The 16,989-nt window shown below is 67.2% G+C and carries 1 protein-coding gene; it reads left to right on the top strand.

The features are described 5' to 3' along the window. The first annotated feature begins 304 nt into the window (after positions 1 to 304). Positions 305 to 16,849: a hypothetical protein gene (locus H7X47_RS25265; RefSeq protein WP_193371564.1), complete on the top strand. Its 16,545-nt coding sequence runs from the start codon at positions 305 to 307 to the stop codon at positions 16,847 to 16,849. Positions 16,850 to 16,989: the final 140 nt, after the last annotated feature.

The following is a 16,989-nucleotide window of genomic DNA, read 5'->3' as shown; positions in this document are numbered from 1 at the left end:
TTATTCCCGTCTTAACTGTGATCTTTAACAAACGTAAACAAAATCAGCGGCAATTTTTACTAAGAGTAGATCAACCTCCGGATGGAACGTTAACCTTTGGAGGTATATTCCTTAACCCTTTTTGTGATTTTTGCCTGAATGTTTCAGGAAACTCATACAAGGCACTATAGTTTTTAACGGAAGTTTCCTTGCTATTACCACAGGCTTTGCACAAACTGCGACCAATTGGATTAAGCGGGACCGGGGTGCCGGCCTAGCGCATTGCGCGTTTTGGCACCCAGCCTGGTCATAACGGAGGAAGAAAATGACGGACGATCTCACCCGCGGTTACGAGGGTCAGGACGACAACGTAACCGAGTCCGCCGAGGCGACTACTTCTGAGACTGGTACCGAGAGCAGCGTGGCCGTGGTCGGCCAGGCTGGCGAAGCCGTTGTCGTAAGCCGACCGGCTCCGGGCCAGACCGTTGAGATTCAGGCTGCCGCGGGGCAGACCTACGTGCTGGACTTCGCCCCGGGCGAGGCGCAGGTCCAGGTCCAGGGTGACAACTTCATCCTGGCCTTCGATGACGATGGCGACGGCACGCCGGACAGTCAGGTCGTCTTCAACGGCCTGGTGAACGTGGTCGATGCGGGTGAGGCACCGACCTTCCAGGTTGCGGGCGTTAACATCGATTCCTCGATCCTCCTGAACCAGGCTCTGGCGCTTGCGGGCGAAGAGGTCGACCTGACCGATGTCGCTGCCGGTCCGGGTGCGACCGGCGGTGGCGGTTCCACCTACGACGATAATCTGGGCGACCTTCTCGACCTCCTGGCGGCACAGGGTGTGATCCCGCCGGTTGAGCTCCAGTTTGGCCTGATCAATCTCGAGCCGGATCCGATCCTGCTGGCTCCGGACTTCCCGCCGCCGCCGCTTCTCATCAACGAGATCGGCGTGCGCGTGCCTCTGGAAATCCCGACTCTGCCGGGCGCCGCGCCGACCAATGGCGACTACGGCGAGCAGGCCGAGGCACAGGCGGCTCTGTATTACGACGACTGCGAGGAAGAGCTCGACGAGTACAACTTCATCGAGCTGCTGAACAATTTCGGCGGCGTCACCACGACCGAAGATCTGGTTGTGGAGATTCTCGATCAGGACGGCAATGTCGTGACCTTCGCGGTGCCGAACGGCATCGACATTCCTGCCAACGGTTTTGTGGTCTTCTACCAGTTGGCCGACGATGCCGGCGACGACGGCTCCGAGGACATCGTCTTCCGCGTTTTCGATTCCGCAGGCAACGTCGTCGGCGGCGATACCCTGACGGCTGAGGGCTTCTGGAACTTCGGCGACGACACCACCGATCCCATCGCGGTGAACATCGTTTACCGTCCGGGCGAAGACATCGACGGCGACCAGTCCGTCGACACCTTCGCGGCCAACATCACGCAGGACCAGCTCGACGCGCTGACCAACCCGGACTTCAACGGTACGCCGAACCTGAACGGCGTTCCCGCGGGCTTCGGCTCGCCGCTGCTGGACCTGAACTTCGAGACCTTCAACGGCCAGTTCACCGGCAACCACCACATCTTCTCGCGGGTCAACACCACCGACACCGACAGCCAGAACGACTGGACCACCAACAACACGCCGACCGACGGCGCACTGAACGATGTCGACCTGACGCAGACCATCGGCTACGTCGCTGGCGACGGCGAACTGTACAAGGTCAATCTCGAAACCGGCGACTACGAGTATGTCGGCGAGATCAACGGCGAGATCGACGGCGACTTCGAGACTCACCTCGACGTCGAGGGTCTGACCTTCGGTCAGGGTCCCGTGAATTCCTACTTCCTCTTCGGCTATGTCGATTCCGAGAATCTGGTCGTCAAGATCGATCCGGCGACCGGTAATGTCGTCGACTACTGGATGGCCGATGGCGGCCTCAACAATCCGGGCCTGACTTTCGCCGCCGACGGTACGCTCTACGTCATCGGCGACGACAACGAGGTCTATGAGGCCACGCTCGGCGCTGGCAACGCCCTGAGTCTGACTCTGGTTGCGACCGGTGCGGAAGACTTCCGTCTGACCGGCATGGCGGCGGATCCGACCAACCCGAACATCCTCTACGCGATCGGTCACGACGAGGAAGGCACCGTCAAGCTCTTCGTCGTTAATATCGCCGGCGGCACCATTACCGAACTGCCCGGCACGATCGGCGAAGATGTCGGCTCCTTCTACGGGGTCGACTTCGGTCTTTCCTTCGACGCTCAGGGCAACCTCTGGGCGGTCGACGAGGACAACACCCGCGCTTTCCAGGTCGATCCGGCGACCGGCGCCGAGATCGCGGGCACCTCGGTCCCGCTCTACATCTACGCGCTCGAGTCCCTGGCCATCGCGCCGCAGGTGGTGGACGCGAACCCCTGGGATCCGCTGAACGACGACCTCGATCCCAACCAGGACAATCCCGATCCGCTGGCCGGGCAGAACTTCCTGCAGGCCGCGGCCGGCGGCGACCTGGTCGAGGGCCGCGGCGGCCCGGACTTCCTGCTGGGCGCCGGCGGCAACGATTCGCTCTACGGCGGCTCCGAGGAGATGTATTTGCTGCAGCGCGAGAAGGTGCTGCAGCAGGCTGAGGAGCTGTTCGGCGGCGACGGCGCCGAGGGCGGCGCCATTACCGCGACTCAGAATCCGTTCTTCAGCGACCACAACGATTTCCTCTTCGGCGATGCCGGGGACGACGAGATCTACGGCGGCTCCGGCGGCGACTACATGATCGGCGGCGTGGGCGACGATTCCATGGACGGCGGCACCGGTGACGATCAGATCTACGGTGACGGCTCCGACGAGATCGGCGGCCTGCCGGACGGCGACCCCAACCATGCCGGCGACGACGTGATCGCCGGCGACGCGCTCAACAACGTCGAATTCTCCTACGGCGGCGACTACGGCGAGTACGGCGATATCCGTGAGGCGGCCGACACGCCGTACTACTACGGCGACGTGAACGGCGCCGTGGCCATCATGGGCGGCAACGACACCATCATGGCCGGCAATGGCGACGACAAGGTGGGCGGCGATGCCCTGGCCACCGGTGAGTACGGCGCGATCGCCTATTCCTACACGGACAACAGCTACCTGCGTCCGGAAGACGGCCTGGGCCGCGAGGATTCGGGCTTCGGCAACGACACCATCAACGGCGAGGAAGGCGACGACTCCATCGGTGGTGACGCCGCAGCGATCGTCGAGTCCGGCGGCGAGTCCTCCAACGAGTTTGCCGCGGCCGAAGGTTTCAACATGGCGATCTACGGCGACGAGTCCGAGGCGCCGGTCGGCAGTGACTCCATCGAGGGCGGCAAAGGCGACGATGTCATCGGCGGTGACGTGCTGGCCGCCGTGATCGACGGCAACTATTCCCATGCCCTGGCCTCCTCCCGCAATGCAGCCTTCGAAGACGGCTATATGGTCGAAGGCTGCGAAGGATATGCCGACAGCGCCCAGGCCTCCGCGGGCGGAGATTTCATCGTCGGCGACGTCATTCAGGAAGGCGACGTGGTCAGCAGCGATTACGGCCACGACGTAATCGGCGGCGATGCCGCGGCATCTGACAACGGCAACAACGGCGATGCCCAGGCCTACAGCGAAAACCTCGCAATCGTCTACAATGAGCGGTATGGCAGCACCGCCTCCACCTATGCCGGCGGCGACTCGATTATCGGTGACGTGGACGGCAGCGAAGGCTATGGCGCCGAGGGTAATGTCATCGGCGGCAACGACACCATCGGCGGCGACGCCGTGGCGAGGGCCGATGGCTATGAGGGCGAAGCCAATGCCGTCTCGCACAATCATGGCGAGAGCGACAACGCGTACTACACGTCCGGCAACAGCTCCTACAGCTATGCCGGTAACGACTACATTGTCGGTGACAGCAAGTTCTACGGCCTGCAGGGAGACATCGACGGCGGTGATGATCTCATCGGCGGCGACGCCGCGGCCTCGGCCCAGGGCACCCGCGGCGATGCCTACGGCGGCAGCGCGAACCATGCCTACGCCGGCAGCAGCTACGGCTCCAACCAGGTCTATGCGGGCAACGACTACATCATCGGCGACAACATTGTCGGCGGTGCCGAGGGCTACAGCGAAGCCGGCAACGACACCATCGGCGGCGATGCCGCGGCCGCGGCCGACGGCTATGAGGGCGTTGCCAGCGCTTATGGCGAAAACACGGCGTCTGCCGATACTTACGAAGGCTACGCCTATGCCGGCGCCGGCAACGACCGTATCTACGGCGACAATCAAGGTTACGCCTATAGCGGCCAGTCCAACGGCCACGACCTGATCGGTGGCGACGCTGCGGCCTCGGCCACGGGCGACTACGGCTTTGCCGATGCCAATGCCTACAACTATGCCGAAGGCAATGCCACAGCCGGCAACGACAGCATCTACGCCGACAACGGCAATCCGGGCGAGTATGGCGAGGCGGGCAACGACTCCGTCGGCGGCGACGCCGCGGCCAGGGGCTACGATGCCGAGGCCGACGCCTACAACAATGCCTGGGCCGGCGCCTCGGCCGGCGCCGACGACATCTTCACCTACGCGGGTGACGACGTGGTCGGCGGCGATGCCCTTTCGGTGAAGCTCGGCGACGATCTCGACGAAGGAACGGCGACGACCTACAACACCGATCATGGCAACGGTCTTGCCGGCACCGACTACATCGACTCCGGAATCGGCAACGACCTGGTCGGCGGCGATTCGACCGAGTTGGCGGAGATCGGCTACGCCGACGCGCAGACCTACAACACCTCCTACAGCTACAGCGACTACGGCAAGGCCGGCGACGACATCATCTACTCCGGCAGCGGCGACGACTCCGTCGGTGGCGGGTCGACGGCCAAGGGTGTCTTAGCGGACGCCCTTACCGTGAACGAAGCCCACTACGGCGGTTCGGCGGGCAACGACGAGATCGACACCGGTATCGGCGAGGACAAGTTCGCTGGCGATTCGCTGTCGATCGAGACTGGCGGCGAGAAGCCCAAGCTGCCCATCGACACCACGGCGGTCACCTACAACTCCGAGTACGGCGAAGGCGGCACGGCGGGCAGCGACCTGATCTACGGCGGTCAAGGCAACGACATCGGTGCCGGCGACTCGGCGGAGTTCGCGACCGGCGACTACGGCTTCGCGAATGCCTACACCTACAACTCTTCTGAGAGCGACGGCGGCCAGGCCGGCGATGACCTCATCTACGGCGGCGCCAGCAGTGACGTGGCTTCCGGCGACGACACCGTGGCCGGCGGTTCGCTGGCCAAGGGCTTCAGTGCCTTCGCCTACACCCAGAACGATGCCTCGGATTACGGCTCGGCGGGCAACGACACGATCTACCTCGACGCGCCTGGCGATTATGGCGCGGACGTCTTCTCGGGCGACTCCCTGTCGATCAAGACCGGCGACCTCGAGGAGCCGGCGACGGCGGCCACCGTGAACACGGACTACGGTACCGGTACGGCCGGCAGCGACCTGATCGATGCCGGCTACGGCAACGACATCGGCGCCGGCGACGCGGCGGAGTTCGCCGAGATCGGCACCGCCCGTGCCTTCAGCTACAACACTTCCTACGGTGAAGGCGGCTCGGCCGGCAACGACACCATCTCCGGCGACCTCGGCAACGACACCGTGGCCGGCGGTTCCCTGGCGAAGGGCCTCTACGCTCTCGCCGTGACGGACAACGAGGCGTACGACTACGGTTCGGCGGGCAACGACTTCATCGACACCGGCGACGGTGACGAAGGCGACGACGTGTTCTCCGGCGACTCCCTGGCGATCGAGTCCGGCAGCGCGCTGGTCAGCTCGGCCTATGCCTACAACACGGAGTACGGCGGCATTGCCGGCAGCGACAGCATCCTCACGGGCGACGGCAACGACCTTGGCGCCGGCGACGCGGCGGAGATCGCCACCGGCGACTACGGCTATGCTGATGCCTACACCGTGAACCACGCAAATACGGCTAGCGGCCAGGCCGGTGACGACGAGATCGATACCGGCGACGGCGACGACTCCGTCTCCGGCGGCTCGCTGACGAAGGGCTACTACTCCAAGGCCGATACCGAGAACCAGGCCTACGGCGGTGGTTCGGCCGGCAGCGACGACATGGATGCCGGCGACGGCGCCAATCTGGTGGCTGGCGAGTCTCTGGCCCTCGGCGAGTACGCCGGGGCCTACGGCGACAACGACGCCTACGGCTACGGCTCCGAGGCGGGCGACGACGACATCGTCTCCGGCAATGGCTCGGACAGCATTTCCGGCGGCGCCCTGGCGTCGGCGACTTATAGCGCCTACGCCTTGCAGACCAACGACGCCGAATACGGCGGCTCGGCCGGCAACGACGACATCGATGCCGAGACGTCGGGCGGCTTGGCCGACGACGTGGCGGGCGACGCCATGGCCATCTCCGCCTTCGGCGATGCCGATGCCAACGCCTACAACACCGCGACCGACTACGGCAGCGCGGCGGGCAACGACACCATCACGGCGGGTGACGGCGCCAACAACCTGGCGGGCGACGCCATGGCGGTCGGCGTCTACGGCGCCGCTACGGCGGATGCCTATGGCAACAACACGGCCACCAACTACGGTTCGGCCGGCGACGACTCGATCGTTGGCGGCGCCGATGGGGACGTGATCTCCGGCGGCTCGCAGGCGCGTTCGGGCGGCGAGGCAGAGGCTGATCAGGTCAACACGGCGGACGACAACAGCTCGGCGGGCAATGACTCCATCGCGGCCGGCGACGGCAACAACCGCGTGGCCGGCGATGTCCAGGCGGTCGGTGGCACGGCCTCGGCCTACGGCATCAACTATTCCGCCCAGACCGGCGCTTCCGGCGACGACGACATCACGACCGGCAGTGGTGACGACACCGTCTCCGGCGGTTCGTCGGCGATAGGCACATCTTCGGCCTATGCCCTTCAAAACAACATTTCTCTCAATGACTCCGGCAGTTCCGGCAACGACACCATCGCGGCCGGCGACGGCAGCAACGTGGTGGCCGGCGACGTCCAGGCGATCGCCAGCGCCGGCACGGCGACGGCTATCGGCATCAACGGCGGCTACGGCGACGGCGGCAGCCGGGCCGGCAACGACGAGATCACCGTCGGCATCGGCAGTGACGTCGTCTCCGGCGACGCCCAGGCAAGGGCTACCTCCGGCACGGCTTATGCCAACCAGCAGAACGCGGTCGGCAACGGCGGCACGGCGGGCAGCGACTCGATCGCGGCCGGTGCCGGCGAGAACCTGGTGGCGGGCGATGCCCAGGCCACCAGCGTCGGCAGCGATGCCACCGCCATCTCGTTGAACGTTGCCTTCGGTGCCGGCGGCTCCGCGGGCGATGACACCATCACCGCGGGCGACGATAACGACACCATCTCCGGCGGGGCCCAGGCCCAGGCGACCGGTCTGGCGACGGCGCACAACACCAATGTGGCCGGTGTCGGTGCCACCGCGGGCCTCGACGACATCACCGCCGACGGCTTCAACAGCGGCGACGACGTCGTCGCCGGCGACGCCCAGGCGCTGAGCACCAGCGGCCATGCCCTGGCGACGGCGATCAACGGTGATGCCACCGTCGGCGGTGGCGATTCCGGCAACGACACCATCTGGACCGGCGGCTACAGCGAGTACGGCGACCTGGTGGCCGGTGACTCCATGGCCACCAGCGGCAACTCCGCCACGGCCTACGGCGACAACATCGCTTACGGTTCTGCGACGTCGGGCAACGACGAGATCACCTCCGACGAGGGGCACGACACGATCTCCGGCGGCGCCCTGGCCTCGGCTTACGGCACTGCCAAGGCCGAGCAGACGAACGAGGCAGGCGAAGGCGGTGACGCCGGCAACGACGTGATCTCGGCCGACGACGGTGACCTGGCCTTCGACGACGTGGTGGCGGGCGATGCCCTGGCACAGTCGGTGGCCGGCCTGGCCGATGCCGATGCGCTCAACACGGCGCTCGACCAGGGCAGCACGGCGGGCAACGACCAGATCGACGCCGCCGAGGGTGAGAACACCCTGGCCGGTGATGCGCTGGCCTCCAGCGACTACGGCACGGCCGACGCCTACGGCAACAACGTTGCCTCGGAGGGCGGCAGCGCCGGCGACGACATCATCTACGGCGGCTCCGACAGCGACACCATCTCCGGTGGCGTCCTGGCGGCCAGCGCCGGGGCCATTGCGTCCATCTGGAACAAGGCCACCTCGACGCTGAGCCTGTTCACCACGGCCGGTGACGACGTCATCGACGCCGAAGAGGGCGACGACGACGTGGCCGGTGACGCCCTTGCCATCGGCGACGACGCCACGGCCGAGAGCTGGAACGACAGCACCGCGGACGGCGACGGATCCGTCGCCCAGGCCGGTGACGACCTGATCTACGGCGGCGACGGCAACGACGAGATCGCCGGTGACGCGCTTAGCTTCGGCGGCGACGCCACGGCGACCAACGACGCCTTTGCCGACGAGTTGGGCATCGCCAGCTCGGGCAGCGACAACATCTTCAGCGACGACAACACCCCCGGTGACGGCAACGACACCGTGGCCGGCGACGCCATGGTGGTCGGTGCCGACGACGCGGCCAAGGCGGCGAACACCGCCGAGGCCGAAGACGGCGGCGAAGCCTATGCCGGCGACGACGGCATCTACGTCTACAATGGTGCCGACAAGGTGGCCGGCGACGCCCTGGCCAACGGCACGGGCTCGACCGCCGCGGCGGTCAATTCCGCCGAGGCGACCATCGGCTCGAACAGCACGGCCTCGGCGGGCAGCGACGGCATCTTTGCCGACGGGGACAACGTCGGCGACGTGATCGCCGGTGACGCGGCCAGCATCACCAGCGACGGCGGCAATGCCACGGTGACCAACGACGCGACCGTGAACGGTTCGGGCAACTCCGCCACGGCGGGCGGGGACTTCATCCTCTCCGGCGACGGCGACGATCAGATCTCCGGCGGCTCGCTTGCCGCGGGTGCCGGGGCCACGGCCCAGACCGACAACACCGCCACCGATTACGGCAGCGGCACGGCTTCGGCCGGTGACGACGCGGTCAACTTCAACGGCGGCATCGTCAGCAGCGGCGGGCAGGACACCATCGCCGGTGACGCCCTGGCTACGGGTGCCGGCGGTGCGGCGGTCGTCAACAACGACGCGGCCTCCGCGGGCGGCACTTCGACCTCCGGTGACGACACCATCGCTTCGGCCGAGATCGGTATCGGCCTCAACGGCGACGTGGTCGCCGGTGACGGCGCGGCCCTGGACGGCAATGCCACGGTGATTAACACCGCCTACGGCACCGCCATCGGTTCCGCTTCGGCAGGTTCCGACAACATTATGGTGTTCGACGGCAACGACCAGATCTCCGGCGGCGCCCTGGCCGGCGGCACCGGTCACACGGCCTCGACCACCAACGACGCCACCGCCGAATACGGCGCCACGGCGGCCGCGGGCGACGACTCCATCTACGGCGGCTTCGGCGACGACACCGTGGCCGGCGACGCCCTGGCGACCGGCGAGGCCGGTGTGGCTACAGTCGACAACGACGCCACGGCGACGGAAGGCAGCAACGCCACCGCGTCGGCCGGCAGTGACAGGATCGGCCTGCTGGATACCGACTCCGACGGCGACGTGATCGCCGGCGATGCCGCCAGCAGCAGCACCAGCGGCGGCAACGCCACGGTGACCAACGATGCGGAAGCCGCCGGGATAGACAACTTTGCCGGTGCCGGCAACGACGACATCTTCACGGGTGAGGGCAACGACACCATTTCCGGCGGCGCTCTGGCGGCCGGTGTGGCCGCGGCCATGGCCGGTGCGGTGATGGCGGACACCGACAACACGGCGACGGCGAGCGGTAACGCCACGGCGGAGGCTTCCGCCGGCGACGACACCATCGAGGCCGGTGACGGCGCCAATGTGGTGGCCGGTGACGCCTTGACGACGGGCGACTACGGCATCGCCGACTCCGACAACGATGCGACGGCGACCGACGGGGCCACGGCCACTGCCGGCGACGACGTCATGTCGGCCAACGACGGTGACGACACCATGTCCGGTGACGCCCTGGCGACCGGTGACCACGGCTCGGTCGTGGTGTCAAACACCTCCTCGGCCAGCTCCTACGCTTCGGCGGGCAGCGACACCATCACGGCCGGTGAGGGCAACAACGTCCTGGCCGGTGACGCCGCGGCGACGGGCGTCGGCGGGACCATCTCGATCCTCAACGAGGCCACGGCGGTGGCCGGTGAGTCTCACTCGGGCGACGATGAGATCACCGCCGGCGACGGCAGCAACGTGATCGCGGGTGAAGGCGGAGCCCAGGGCAACGCCGAGGCGACCAACAGGGCCGCTTCCCATGGCCTGACCGGTACTGCCAATTCCGGCAACGACACCATCACGGCCGGTGACGGCGGGAACGTGGTGTCCGGCGGCGTGGGCAGCCTCTACGGCAACGCCACCCTGAACAACGAGGCCGAGGTCTCCAACTTCGGCAACGCGGCCAATGCCGGCAACGACGAGATCCGCACCGGCACGGGCAACGACGCCATCGCCGGCGAGGCGCTGGTCTTCGACACCAGCCTGGGCGGCGACGCGCAGGCCAACAACACGGCGACGGTGACCGAAGGCGGCGGCGAGTACGGCATCCGCCTGGCCATGGCCGGCAACGACCTTCTGGTGGCCGACAAGGGCGACGAGTTCGACGACTTCGGCGACGACACCGTCTCCGGTGACGCGGCGGCCGGCCCGGGCTCCCGGGGCAACGCCACGGCCAACAATGCGGCCGAGGCGACGCAGGGCTACAGCGGCGTCAGCCTGGCTCTGGCGGGCAACGACGACATCACGCTCGGCTACGGCGACGACCTGGCCGCGGGCGATGCCCTGACCCTGAGCGACTACGGCACCGCCTTGGGCGACAACGACGCCACCGTCGATGCCGACGGCATCGAGGGCGCGGCTGTGGCCCTGGCCGGCAACGACATCATCGATGCCGGTGAAGGCTCCGATCTCGTCGGCGGCGACGCCGTGGCGACCGGTGAGGCGGGCCACGCGCACGCCGACAGCGACGCCACGGTCGGCAACGAGTACGGCGGCGCCTTCGGGGCGGCCCTGGCCGGCAACGACGTCATCCTCGCGGAAGACGGCCGTGACGTCCTGGCCGGCGACGCGCTTGCCACCGGCGACTACGGGACGGCCCTGGCGGAGAACACGGCGGCTGTCGTGGGCACCGCGGTGGGTGACGCCAACATCCTGGGCGCCATCGGCGGTGAGTTCGGTGAGTTCGTCGCAGAGGTGCTGAACGAGATCCAGCCCTCCGCGGCGCTGGCCGGCAACGACATCATCTACGGCGGCTCCTTCGACGAAGGCGATGTGATCGTCGGTGACGCCCTGGCGCTGGGCCTGAACAGCGGCAGCGCGCAGGCCGACAACGAGGCCTCGGTCACCAATGGCGACTACGGCGTGGGCCTGGCCCTGGCCGGCAACGACGTCATCCTGGCCGGCGGGGGCGCCGACATCATCTCCGGTGATGCGGGCTCCGAGGCTTCCGACGCCACGGCAAACAACCTGGCCTCGGTGGTCGGCGGCGAGGGCGACTCCTACGCCTCCTTGGCCCTGGCGGGCAACGACCTGATCCTCAGCGGCGGCGTTGCCGGCGGCGAGGAAGGTGAGCTGGTTGCCGGCGACGCCCTGAGCGGCGGCGACGACATGACGGCCTATGCCAACAACGACGCCACGGTGACCGACAGCGGCGACACCTACGTCAACGCGGCCATCGCCGGCAGCGACCTGATCGTGACCGGCGAGTACGGCGACACCGTTTCCGGCGGCTCCCTGGCCACCGGCAACGGCGCTACGGCCGACACCGACAACGACGCCGGTGTCACCGTCGACGGTGGTCTGGGTCTCGACCTGGCCATGGCCGGCGACGACATCATCGACGCGGGTGAAGGCGACAACCTGGTGGCCGGCGACGCGCTGGCGACCGGCGACTACGGCTCGATCCCGACGGCCACGGCGGACAACACCGCGACCACGGTCTACCACTCCACGGAAGGTGCCGAAGGTGCGGCGATCTCCTCTGCCGGCGACGACGGCATCGGTTCGCCCTTCGCGGGCCTGCTGGGCTACCACACCACGGACCGCGGCTATACGCTGGCCGAGGTTGCGGCTGCCCTTGGGGCCGACTACTCCGACGCCATGAATGCGGTCGGCGGCATCTCCGCCATCGCGGATGCGCTGATCAACGGCGGCGACGGCAACGACACCATCTCCGGTGACGCCCTGGCCTCCGGCGAGTACGGCGTGGCCACGTCCACCAACACGGCGGACGTTCAGGCGACGATCACGGGTGGCGAGGACTCCGGTGGGGAAGTCGCGGTCGCTTCGGCCGGCAACGACGCCATCGATGCGGGTGACGGCAACAACCTGGTCGCCGGCGACGCCATGACGTCGAACGCCTACGGCGGCGATGCCACGTCCAACAACGCGGCGACCGCCTATGGCGACGGCTCCGGTGACACGCCCCTCGGCTACCCGCTGGCACTGGCGGAAGCCGGCAGCGACTACATCAGCACCGGTGAAGGTGACGACGCCATCTCCGGTGGTGCCCTGGCCGCCAGCGATTACGGCACGGCGACCGCCAACAACACGGCGGAGACCACCGGCATCCTGACCGGCTACGGCAGCCAGCTCGACATCATCTCGGGTGCCGGCAACGACACCATCTACGCCGACGGCGGCGAGGGCTTCGGAGACTACGATAGCAACGACACCGTTGCCGGCGACGCCCTGGCCATCGGCGACTACGGCACGTCGGAGGCCAACAACTCGGCGTCGGTCGATGTCACGGCCGAGTATGGTGGCGCCGGCTCGTACTTCCGCGCCTTTGCCGGCAACGACTACATCGACGGCGGCGAGGGCTTCAACATCCTCTCCGGCGACGCGGCCTCGACCGCCTACTACGGCGGCGACGCCACGGCCAACAACGATGCCGAGGTCGACGGCGCCGAGGGTTGGGCCGCTGCCGGCAACGACACCATCGTGGCCTACGGCGACTACCAGTCCTACGGTTCCGACACCGTGGCGGGCGATGCGTTCTCCCGCGGTCTGGGAACCACGGCTCAAGCCAACAACACGGCCGATGCCGACGGTTACGAGGGCTTTGCCGAGGCAGGCAACGACGACATCGGCCTCTTCGGCACGTCGTACGACAAGGTTGCCGGTGACGCCCTGGCCACGGGTGCCGGAAACCTGGCGGAGACCAACAACACGGCGACCGCTACGGGCACCTATGCCGAAGCCGCGGCCGGTGAGGACTACATCTACCTCAGCAACGCCTACGCCAGCACCGTGGCCGGTGACTCCGCCGTGGTCGGTGGCAGCAACAGCACCGCCGACGTGGAGAACACGGCGACGGCGACGGACCAGGGCGGTGCCCATGCCGGCGGCGACGACATCTACACCGGGGACGGGGCCGACACGGTTTCCGGCGGTGCGCTGGCCACGGGCGGCTCCAGCGAGGCGGTCATCGTCAACACGGCGACGGCTTCGGACGACAGCCATGCCCGTGCCGGTGACGACTACATCTCCACGGGCGGCGGCAACGACATCGTCGCGGGCGACGCGCTGGCTTCCGGCTCCAACAGCACGGCGACCTCGACCAACGATGCCACGGCCAACGGCAACGGCGATGCCAATGCCGGCGGCGATGACATCGGGGCGGGCTCCGGCAACGACCGGATCTCCGGCGACGCCATGACCTCCCACGTGGGTGGCTTGGACGCCACGGCCAACAACACGGCCACGGCGAACGACGCCGGAAGCTATTCCGAGGCCGGCAACGACCTGATCTACGGGGGCAACTTCGGCCAGACGGAGGGTCTTGCCGGTAATGACACCATCGCCGGTGACGCCCTGACCGTGGCGGCCGGGACCAATGCCGAGGCCCGCAACACCGCGGTGAACAACGATGTGGAAGGCACGGCCAATGCCGGTGACGACGACATCTTCGCGGCCGACGGCACCCACTGGGTCGGCGGCGACGCCGTCACCCTGGGTGAATACGGCGTCGCGGAGGCCATCAACCAGGCTTCCGGTGCCGGGGCTTCCGCGGGCAACGACTACATCCAGGTCGGTGACAACCCGCAGAACATCAACATCGGCGGCGACGGCGGCGAAGGCCTCTGCGAAACCGGTGCGCCGAACTCCTACATCGCCGGTGATGCGCTGGCGGTCGGGGACTACGGCGAGGCCTTTGCCACCAACACGGCGGTGCTGGTGGGCGGCAACGAGAACGGCGACCACGAGGCCGGCAACGACACGATCTCTGCCGGTGACGGCGGTCACGTCATCGCCGGTGACGCCCTCTCGACCGGTTATCGGGGCTTGGCTTCGGTCAACAACAACTCCGGCAACCTCAACGCCGCGGCTCTGGCCATCGTCGGCAGCGACCTGATCAACTCGGGCAGCGGCGACGACCTGATCTCCGGTGACGCCCTGGCGCTCGACGGCGGCACGGCGGCGCTGACCAGCGACGGTGACTCCGCGCCCTTCGGCTCCAGTGTCAGCAACGACACGATCAACGGCGGCGGCGGCGACGACAGCATCGCCGGTGACGCCCTGGCGGTCGGTGCCGGCGGCCTGGCCTTCATCAACGGGGCCGGCGACGATGTCATCGACGGCGGGGCCGGCAACGACCTCATCGCCGGTGACGCCCTGGGCCTCTGCGATGCGGATACCGAGGTCAACGACGACGAGGATGTCGGCGACGACACCCTCTACGGCGGCAGCGGCAACGACACCATCTTCGGTGACGTGAACGATGTGTCGGAGAGCCTGGGTGGCGACGACCTCATCTACGGCGGTGGCGACAACGACCTGGTCTACGGCGGTGGCGGCGACGACACGGTCTACGGCGAGGCCGGCGACGACCAGCTGTACGGCGGTGACGGCAACGACTACCTCGACGGCGGGGTCGGCAACGACACCCTGCGCGGCGAGGCCGGTAGCGACACCCTGGTCGGCGGCGAGGGTTCTGCTGACGTCCTCTACGGCGGCGGCGACGACGATGTCCTCTACGGCGACAACACGCCGGATACGGGCGTCGACAACGACACCCTCTACGGCGGCAGCGGCGACGACCTCATGTACGGCGGCGGCGGCAACGACGTCCTGTACGGCGACTCCGGTCTGGACACCATGTACGGCGGTGAAGGCGACGACAGCTTCTACGTCACCGACGCCGGGGACGTGGTCTACGGCGGTGCCGGCAACGACACGGTCTACGCCACCCTGGGTGCCGATCTCTCCAACTTCTACGGGGTGGAGAACATCATCCTCACGGGGGTCGGTCCGGGTAACATCGTCGGTGACGAGTTCAACAACCTCCTGGTCGGCAACGATGCGGCCAACCACATCCAGGGCCTGGGTGGCAACGATACCCTGATCGGTAACGACGACAACGACACCCTGGACGGCGGTACCGGTGCCGACTCCATGAACGGCGGTGGCGGCGACGACTACTACATCGTCGACGATGCCGGCGATGAGGTCGAAGAGAACCCGAACGACGGCAACGACACTGTGGAGTCCTCGGTCGACTACGACCTGCGGGTTGTCGGCCTGGGCGGCGACGTGGTCGGCGGCGACGTCGAGAACCTGATCCTGACCGGGGCCGCGATCAACGGCCACGGCAACGCCCTCGCCAACTACATCGTGGGCAACGATCAGAATAACGACATCGACGGCGATGCCGGCATGGACACCATCCTGGGCGGTGAAGGCAACGACACCCTCCGCGGCGGTGGCGGCAACGACTCGTTGGTCGGCGGCATGGGCCATGACGAACTTCGTGGCGGCGGCGGCGCCGACACCATGGAAGGCGGCAAGGGCAACGACACCTACCGTGTCGGTCATGCCGGTGACGTGGTGATCGAGGAACTCAGCAGCGGCCATGACCTCGTCTACAGCGCCATCAGCTACGTGCTGACGGACAACGTCGAGGATCTGGACCTGCTGGGCGGCGCCATGGTCGGGGCCGTGGACGGCACGGGCAACGCCTTGGCGAACACCCTCTACGGCAACGAGTTCGCCAACGCGCTCTCGGGCCTGGCCGGCAACGACACGCTGCTCGGCGGTGACGGCAACGACACCCTGGACGGCGGCAGCGGTGCCGACTCCATGGTCGGTGGTGCTGATGACGATACCTACATCGTCGACAACGCCGGTGACTTGGTCTCCGAATCCGGCGGCAACGGCACCGACACGGTGTTCAGCTCGGTCGACTTCGACCTGGGCGGTGGCCAGGTGCTCGGCGACGTCGAGAACCTGACCCTGACCGGGACGGCCACGACCGGTACCGGTAACGCTCTCGGCAACGAGATCACCGGCAACGGCTTCGACAACACCCTGTCGGGCCTGGCCGGCGAGGACACGATCCTCGGCGGTGGCGGCGATGACGTGATCACCGGCGGTACAGGCGACGATACGATGACCGGCGGGACGAGCAGCGACACCTTCGTCGTGCTGGGCGAGTCGGCTGGTGTCGGCGAGGTGGATCACATCACGGACTTCGAGGCCCAGGTGGGCAGCGAGGACGTCCTCGACATCTCGGCTCTGCTGGATGAGAACGGCGCCTTCAGCGGTGATCTGCTGGCGGCGGCCCTTGGCGGCTACGTCCGGGTCGACGATGATGGCACCAACACCATCATCGAGGTCGATACGGATGGCAGCAACATCTTGAATCCGGCGACCTTCGAAGTTCACTACACCATCGTTCTAGACAACACGGTGCTGAATGGCGCTGATCTGGCCAACAACATCGTGGTCGACTAAGGCGAAGAAGAACTTCCAAACTTACGGGGTCAAGCTGGGCCCGGCGGGAAACCGCCGGGCCCTTTTTCTTTGCGCCGCCGCCGGCCGGAAGGCGGCGTTGCCCTGCTTCGAGACGGGCCTGCGGCCCTCCTCAGGATGAG

This window comes from Pelagibius marinus (assembly GCF_014925385.1).
Taxonomy (GTDB): domain Bacteria; phylum Pseudomonadota; class Alphaproteobacteria; order Kiloniellales; family Kiloniellaceae; genus Pelagibius; species Pelagibius marinus.
Note: the sequence above shows the minus strand (reverse complement) of the source record. Positions and strands in the feature narration are given on the sequence as shown.

What these genes read in the sequence shown, in the direction of transcription:
- H7X47_RS25265 (WP_193371564.1), top strand. Translation starts at nt 305, where the DNA reads ATGACGGACGATCTCACCCGCGGTTACGAGGGTCAGGACGACAACGTA.